Origin of the sequence: Novosphingobium rhizovicinum (genome assembly GCF_040813635.1) — a bacterium.
GTDB lineage: Bacteria > Pseudomonadota > Alphaproteobacteria > Sphingomonadales > Sphingomonadaceae > Novosphingobium > Novosphingobium rhizovicinum.
In genome coordinates this window covers 1-6943 of sequence record NZ_JBFNXR010000038.1, presented here as the reverse complement: position 1 = coordinate 6943, position 6943 = coordinate 1, and the positions used below count along the sequence as shown (strand labels likewise).

Below are 6943 nucleotides of genomic sequence, written 5' to 3'. Positions count from 1 at the left end.
CGCTCTCACTCAGGACGTCCATAACGACGTCCTTATGGACGTCTCTTACGCGCTCAACTCACCTCCCGGCAGGCGGCCTCAACCGGTCGGTTACGAGGTTTGCGATGGCGGCGGCGATCAGGTTGCGGGAGGATTTGAGTTCTGGTCAGGTTCGGGCCTTTGCCCGGAGCAGCAAGGATGCCGGTCAGGTCCGGCGGCTGCTGGCGATCGCAGCGATCCTGGACGGCGGCAGCCGGAGCGATGCAGCCAAGGTTGCGGGAGGGACGCTGCAGATCATCCGTGACTGGGTCCTGCGCTTCAACGAGGCCGGAGTGGCAGGCTTGGCAACGCGCAAGGCTCCGGGCCCCAGGACCATTCTTGACGACCACCATCGTCGGGCACTGGAGGACATCATCGCCACCGGGCCGATCCCTGCCGTGCATGGGGTGGTGCGCTGGCGCATCATCGACCTGGCCCAATGGCTGTGGGACGAGTTCGAGGTGTCGATCAGCAAGCAGGCCCTGGGCCATGAGTTGCGCACGATGGGCTACCGCAAGCTCTCGGCTCGCCCCGCCATCGGGGGCAACGGACCGACGACATTGCCGTTTTTAAAAAGAGTTCAGCGCCCGTCTGGCGCAAATCCGCAAAAGCCTCCCCAAAGAAACGCGCGTAGAGTTGTGGTGGCAGATGCTATGAGGACGGACACCGAGTGAAGGAAGGTTCACTATGGCGGCGTCCTCAAGCCAGGGAGCCGCATCATGTCGTTCCAAAGCAATACTACCCTTGTTGCACTCGAGTTGCGCAATTCGGTATGGCTCGTCGGCACGCGATTAGCCGGCGCTCAGAAAACCCGCATGCATCGGATCAGCGCAGGCGACACCGCCGCGCTGCTGACGCTTTTCAAAGGGCTTCGACCGAACCAACGGCCATCCGAAGATTCTGCGCCGATTGCCTGCTGCTTTGAGGCAGGACGAGATGGGTTCTGGATTCATCGGCTTCTGACTGACCATGGCATTGCGGCCTACGTTGTCGAGCCGACCAGCATTTTAGTGAACCGACGAGCGAAGCGGGCGAAAACCGATCGCCTCGATGCCGAAGGACTCTTGCGGGTGCTCGCCGCCTATCTGGCCGGCGATAGTCAGATCTGTAGCATGGTCCAGGTGCCCTCGCCTGAGGAGGAAGACGGCAAGCGTATCCATCGGGAGCGCGAGCATCTTGTGCAGGACCGGACGCGGCTAGAGAACCAGATACTGGCGCTTCTAGCGACCCAAGGCATCCGGTCACGACCCTCGTTGCGGAACTGGGAGCGAGATCTCGCCGCGCTCCAGACCGGCGACGGCCGCAAGCTTCCGCCTCGCCTGGCTGCAGAGATAAACCGACTGCGCCGACGGCTTGGCCTTGTTCTAGACCTGATCCGCGAGCTGGACGCGGAACGGGATGAGGTCCTTGCTACCGCTCCAGATGATCCTGTTGCTTCCAAGGTTACCGCGTTGCGGAGCATCTATGGCGTCGGCGACAATTTTGCTGCGGTTCTCGCGCGTGAAGTATTCTACCGTCCTTTCGGCAATCGAAAACAGCTCGCGAGCTATGTCGGCTTGGCACCCATGCCTCATCAGAGTGGCGACATGGATCGAGACCGGCGCATCGGCCGCGCTGGCAATGCGCGAGCGCGAAAAACGCTCGTGCAGCTGGCATGGCTCTGGCTGCGTTATCAGCCTGAGAGCGAACTCTCCGCTTGGTTCCGCCAGCGCGTTGGTAAGCTGCAGGGCCGGACACGCCGGATCGCGATCGTTGCGATGGCGCGCAAGTTGTTGATCGCGCTCTGGCGCTTCACCGAGACCGGAGAAATCCCGGCCGGCAGCACGCTCAGAGCCGCATAGGAATCGCCGCTGGAAAACCCGCGGCGACGCGAGGAGCACGACCGTCTTCGTCAATGGTCACACCAGACTGCCGCGTGGCAGGTTGGTCGTGTTCGATCGGGGCCTTGCCTCGTGCATGAGGCATTATGGTTACGGGTTCCACGAATCCGACCGCATGTAAGGTTACGCGGCCAAGGCTGCCGCACAGTGCCGCTCCAACTCGCTCGCAGAACGATGAATGTATCGCCATCGACAGGATGAACGACATGCCGCCATAGCCTTGACGTTAGCGGTGCGAGCGCCCCACGTTGACGCTGCAGTTCAGCGGATTTCGACGTTCCGAGCGCCGGCAAGTCTGACGTGAAGCATCTCGATGAGCTCTGGAACGACCTGCCAGGATTGGGCAAGGACCTCGGTGGCTTGGCCTTGCAGTGCGCGCTGGCGTTGATCCTCTGGCATCATCGTCGTGCAATGCCCCAGGATGGCGGTGAGCGGGCGACCGATTTCCGGATTGGATATGTGCGGTTTCCAATCGTCAATGCTGCGCCGCATGCCAAGGTAGAAACCATTGGCGAACTGCTCGAGGAGCACTTCGCCGTCGTCCGTGCGCATGTAGATGGGGGCGTAGCGTTTGGGCCCACCGGACAGGGTCGCTCCAATCTGGCTATAGCGCTGGAAGATCGTGTTACGGACGACTTCCTCCATACTGCCATCCGGCGCCCAAGCGATGCCTTCCCCGACTATGGGGCGCAACCATTCCTCAGGAGGAATGAATTGGGGAGATACGACGAGTGCGGCGAGGTAGCCGTCAATCATCGATACGCCCGGCATTGGATTACCACGGCTGCCCAGCCACTCCTCGAGCTTTTCATGCGTTAGTGTGCGCGCCTTTCGGGGCTTCTTGGGGCGCTTGAAGCGACTGCTGCTGCTCATGCGGCCCACTGCACAGCGGGATCGTTGGCAGGTCGCCAGTTCCAGGCGAGGAGTTGATCCAGATCGTTGTTGAGGACTTCGCCCGAGACCATCCGGATCAGCACATCGTTCAGCCAGTTGTAGGGATCGAGCCCATTTAATTTCGCGGTCTGGAGCAAGGATGCGAGCACTGCCCACGTATGGGCTCCGCCTTCGTTGCCGGCGAACAGGCTGTTGCGGCGGCCGATACCAATCGGGCGCATTTGCCGCTCGATCATGTTGTTATCGACTTCGATCCGCCCATCTTCGAGGAAGAGGTTTAAGCCACGCCAGTGGCCCTGCGCGTATCGGATATGTCCCGCCAGATCTGAAGCCCGTGAAACGCGCGACAAGGTGTTGTCGAGCAGCACCTTGAGCTCCTCCATGATTGGCCTGGATTTCTCCTGTCGTATGAGAAGCCGGTGCTCGGCACTGGTGCCACGTATTTCTGCCTCAATCCCATAGACACGGCCCAGCAGGTCGATGATCTGCGCAGTGATCGGCGATCGAGTGCTCTTATGTAGATCCACGAAGCGTCGACGCAGGTGAGCAAGGCAGAACGCGAGTTGGATCGCACCGGAAGATCGGTTCGGATCTCCAAGGCCCTTGTAGGCAGTATAGCCGTCAACCTGAAGCACGCCATGATAGCTGCCAAGCTGCTCGGATATCGTGCGATGGCTTCGAGATCGGGCATGGACGTAGCACACCGCCGGTGGTGCCGGGCCGTTCCAGGGACGGTCGTCCATGCCATGGGTCCAGAACTGGTCGATGCGGACTTTGCCCTTGCCGCCCGCGATCACTGGCATCCTGGTTTCGTCGACGTGGATGCGCGATTGGCGATGGATCGCCTGCAGTTGCAGATCATAGAGACCCTCGAGCCACCAAGCGGCACGCTTCACCCAGCGGGTCAGCGTCGATCGATCAATCTGCAGGCCGTGTCCCGCGAGCATCTGGGCCTGGCGATAGGCCGGAAGGTACCAGGCGAAGCGCTGTGTCACGATCCAGGCGATGAGCGAAGTCGTCGTCATGCCGCCTTCAATCATCCTGCGAGGCGCAGGCGCTTGGACGATGCTCCCCTCGCAGGCGCGGCAGGCATATCTCGGACGGACAGTTGCAATGACGCGCAGGATGGCGGGCACGACATCGAGCGCCTCGCTTACGTCCTCGCCGATCTTGTGCATGCCGCCCCGGCAGCAGGCGCACTGCGTGCTCTCGGGCTCAACAACGTGGATCACCCGGGGCAGATGTTTGGGCAGAGCGCCGATATTGCGCTTGGCTCGGGGCTTTGCCGCCCTGGGCATCGGATGGTCATTAGCCGGCGTCGCTATGCAGATGGCGCCAAGGTCCCCCAGATCGAGACTTTCTTGCCCGTCCAAAACGACCCGGGCCTTTTCCGAGCGCGAGCCGAAAAGCATCGCTTTATAAGTGCTCAGCAGCTTGGAGGCCGCCTCAAGCTCAGCCTCCAATTCCGCCACTCGCCGGGTCATTGCACCGAGTGCGTCAGCATGATCTTGCGAAGGGCGGGACACCTGATTTTGTTAGCATACAACCCCCTCAAACCCCAGCAAAACCGCCACTTTCATCCTGCCATCTGGGGCTTTTTTACCGGGTTTTCCTCAAGGCGGCGCCAGTCCATTCCGCCCAGCAGCAGTGTCATCTGCGCCGAGGTCAGTTTGATCACTCCGCCTGTCACGGGCGGCCAGAAGAACTTTCCGGCTTCCAGCCACTTTGTCACCATGACGGTCCCCGAACCGTCAAAATGCAGGAGCTTCAGCCGGTCCATCCGCTTGGACCGGAAGACAAAGACATCATTGGAATAGGGATCACGGCCCAACTCGTTGGCCACCAGCGACGCGAGCCTGTTGATACCTGCCCGGAAGTCGATCGGACCCGCGACCAGCACGACCTTCAGATCGCTGTGCCCGCCGATCATCGCTGACGCAGCGCCTCGCACACAACGCGTACGACCCCTGCGTCCACCGCGCCGCGCACGAAGACACGGGCGCCATCGATGTCGATCTCCAGCTCCAGAGAACCTTCTGGGGAGCGCCCACCGTCATCCACCTCCAGCGGTACAAATGAGATCGGCTCCAGCGCCGCCCGATCGCGCACCGTACGTCGCCAGTAATGAAGCAAGCCAGGGCTGACGCCATGGCGCCGTGCCACCGCGCTGATGTTGGCACCCGGCTCAAAACTTTCCGCTGTGATCCGCGCCTTTTCTCGTGCGTCCCATCTCCGGTTGCGCCTTTGAGGGCCAAGGACCGTCGACCCGCTCAAACCCGGCTTCGCACTGTGCGGCACACTGTCCCAATCCGCATTCGCACACTGTGCCGCACTGTTTTGAGCGCCGTCCACCCCGTCAGTGCCCTTATCGAACATCGCTGCCATCTCCACTGCCGCTTCAAAGGCAGGGGCATTGGCTCAACAATGCTCGCCGTCCATGTGGGGACCTCGCACCGCTAACGCCTTGACAATCGAACCCTCATGTAAGGATGAAGCCCGCATCGGCCAGCAGACCAAGCTCACCCGGCGCTGGGCGAAGCGCGGGACCCGCCCTTCAGCGCCCAAGGATCAGCGCCGCTCCTCGGCCTGGATCTTTGGCGCTATCTGTCCTGCTGAAGGCAAGGCCGCCGGTATCGTCATGCCCAGGTGCAACAGCGAGGCGATGGGCATGCACCTGGAGGAAATCGCCTTCCACGTCGCCCCGGGCGCACATGCCGTCCTGCTGCTCGACCAGGCTGGATGGCACGGCTCGGCCGAACTGGTCGTGCCGCCCAATATCACGCTGATGCCGCTGCCGCCGCGCTGTCCCGAACTCAACCCCGTCGAGAACCTGTGGCATTTCATGCGCGACAACTGGACGCCTCGAAGAACCGCCTATTTTCGGCGTGACGGCGGTATGATGGCGCACGAAGTGCGGCTCGGCACTGTTTCGGGGCGGTAATCTTCTGAATTTCGTGGTGGCTCAAGGCTCGAAGACCGGTTTCGGCATCATGCGGGCGCAATACGCCCCTCGAGCCAGGTGAGACGCTGGAAGTTATAGGCCAGGTTTGCCATCCCGATCTTGATGCGGGCGCGGGCGATGCCGATGGTGCGAACGACGAGCCCCATGCGGTGCTTTTGGCCGGCGAACACGTGCTCGACGGCTGAGCGGACTGCCGACCGCCTCGCATTGGCTCGCGTGATGCGCTTGGGCATGGGCCGGCGGTGCGGCTTGCGCTGATGGATGTTGCTGGTGAACATGCCTTTGGCCAGGAACGCCTCGTTCTTCTTGGAGCGGTAGGCTGTATCGGCCCATACGCCCGACGCCGTGTTGTCAGGGCTGATGAGGACCGGCAGCCTTGCACCATCATGAGCATTGGCGGCGCTGGCATCCCAGGTGCGGATCAGGCCATGCGTGCGGTCGATGCCTATGTGGTTCTTGTAGCCGAACATCGGGATGGCGAGGTCGACCGGCTTGAACGCCTTGGGATCAGCGCCCTCCTTCACCTTGGCTTTGGTGTACTTGACGCTCCAGCGCGCATCGCGGTCCTTCTGGCGGAGCTTGGCAGGCTTGTCCTTCCAGTGCTCGGGGATCCGGCCTTCCTTGATCGCCGCCTTCTCCTCCTGGGTGTTGCGCTGCTTGGGTGCCGGTACAACCGTGGCGTCGATGATCTGCCCGCCCATGGCGAGATAGCCCCGGTCGGTTAGCGCCGCATTGAAGCGGACGAACAGCCGGTCGATCGCCTTGGCTTTGACCAGCCTCTCGCGGAAAAGCCACACCGTCGTCGCGTCGGGCACCGTGCCGTCCAGCCCGAGCCCCAGGAACCGCTGGAACGAGAGCCGGTCCTTGATCTGGAACTCGGTCGCCTCGTCCGACAGCGAATACAGTGCCTGGAGCACCAAGATCTTGAACATCAGGACCGGATCGAACGGCGGCCTGCCCCCCTTGCCGCGGGCGCTCCGCCGCAGCGCCGCCACCAACGGACCGCGGAAAACCTCGAAGTCGACGACGGCCGTAAGCCGTTCAAGCGGATCGCCCGCGGCGCTGAGCGCCTCGTATCGGTCCGAAAGGTCAAAGAAACCCGGCTGTCCCGCCATCATCGCCTCCGCTCTCACGAAAGGCAGTGAATCAGCTCAGGCCGCTATGCGCCAGAGGTTTTTCGAGGCGTCCA

7 protein-coding genes and 1 pseudogene are annotated in these 6943 nt (G+C 62.1%); 3 read left to right on the top strand and 5 right to left on the bottom strand.

What is annotated here, in order from left to right:
• Positions 1-104: 104 nt before the first annotated feature.
• Both ABUH87_RS10920 and ABUH87_RS10915 read left to right on the top strand, forming a co-directional pair.
• Positions 105-692 carry a helix-turn-helix domain-containing protein gene (locus ABUH87_RS10920; protein WP_367773475.1) on the top strand — a complete coding sequence of 196 codons (588 nt, stop codon included), beginning with the start codon at positions 105-107 and terminating at the stop codon, positions 690-692.
• Between the two features lie 45 nt (positions 693-737).
• Complete coding sequence (locus ABUH87_RS10915) at positions 738-1859, top strand: IS110 family RNA-guided transposase (RefSeq protein ID WP_367773473.1); 1122 nt, start codon at positions 738-740, stop codon at positions 1857-1859.
• A gap of 300 nt (positions 1860-2159) precedes the next feature.
• On the opposite strand, the gene ABUH87_RS10910 is transcribed toward ABUH87_RS10915, so the two are convergent.
• The 4 genes from ABUH87_RS10910 to tnpA all read right to left on the bottom strand — a co-directional run bounded on the left by ABUH87_RS10910 (position 2160) and on the right by tnpA (position 5168).
• Positions 2160-2771 (bottom strand): UPF0149 family protein, encoded by a 612-nt coding sequence (locus ABUH87_RS10910; protein WP_367773471.1) that lies wholly within the window; start codon positions 2769-2771, stop codon positions 2160-2162.
• The gene (tnpC, locus tag ABUH87_RS10905; protein WP_419956690.1) at positions 2768-4276 is read right to left on the bottom strand and encodes an IS66 family transposase; all 1509 of its coding nucleotides are present in this window, start codon (positions 4274-4276) and stop codon (positions 2768-2770) included. Before tnpC ends, ABUH87_RS10910 begins: the two co-directional genes overlap by 4 nt.
• Before the next feature lie 92 nt (positions 4277-4368).
• Positions 4369-4722 carry an IS66 family insertion sequence element accessory protein TnpB gene (gene tnpB / locus ABUH87_RS10900; protein ID WP_367773467.1) on the bottom strand — a complete coding sequence of 118 codons (354 nt, stop codon included), beginning with the start codon at positions 4720-4722 and terminating at the stop codon, positions 4369-4371.
• Entirely contained in the window at positions 4719-5168 is a 450-nt protein-coding gene (tnpA, locus tag ABUH87_RS10895) for an IS66-like element accessory protein TnpA (RefSeq protein WP_367773465.1), read from the bottom strand. The genes tnpB and tnpA overlap by 4 nt, the downstream gene beginning before the upstream one ends.
• Before the next feature lie 103 nt (positions 5169-5271).
• Between tnpA and ABUH87_RS10890 the strand changes: the two are divergent.
• Positions 5272-5661 (top strand): annotated as a pseudogene (locus ABUH87_RS10890) (IS630 family transposase); the annotation flags it as partial.
• 119 nt (positions 5662-5780) lie between these two features.
• Here ABUH87_RS10890 and ABUH87_RS10885 read toward each other — a convergent pair.
• The gene (locus ABUH87_RS10885) at positions 5781-6869 is read right to left on the bottom strand and encodes an IS5 family transposase (protein WP_367767718.1); all 1089 of its coding nucleotides are present in this window, start codon (positions 6867-6869) and stop codon (positions 5781-5783) included.
• Positions 6870-6943: the final 74 nt, after the last annotated feature.

Coding starts and splice junctions, on each gene's coding strand:
- ABUH87_RS10920 (WP_367773475.1), top strand. CDS start 105: ATGGCGGCGGCGATCAGGTTGCGGGAGGATTTGAGTTCTGGTCAGGTT.
- ABUH87_RS10915 (WP_367773473.1), top strand. CDS start 738: ATGTCGTTCCAAAGCAATACTACCCTTGTTGCACTCGAGTTGCGCAAT.
- ABUH87_RS10910 (WP_367773471.1), bottom strand. CDS start 2,771: ATGAGCAGCAGCAGTCGCTTCAAGCGCCCCAAGAAGCCCCGAAAGGCG.
- tnpC (WP_419956690.1), bottom strand. CDS start 4,276: ATGACCCGGCGAGTGGCGGAATTGGAGGCTGAGCTTGAGGCGGCCTCC.
- tnpB (WP_367773467.1), bottom strand. CDS start 4,722: ATGATCGGCGGGCACAGCGATCTGAAGGTCGTGCTGGTCGCGGGTCCG.
- tnpA (WP_367773465.1), bottom strand. CDS start 5,168: ATGTTCGATAAGGGCACTGACGGGGTGGACGGCGCTCAAAACAGTGCG.
- ABUH87_RS10885 (WP_367767718.1), bottom strand. CDS start 6,869: ATGGCGGGACAGCCGGGTTTCTTTGACCTTTCGGACCGATACGAGGCG.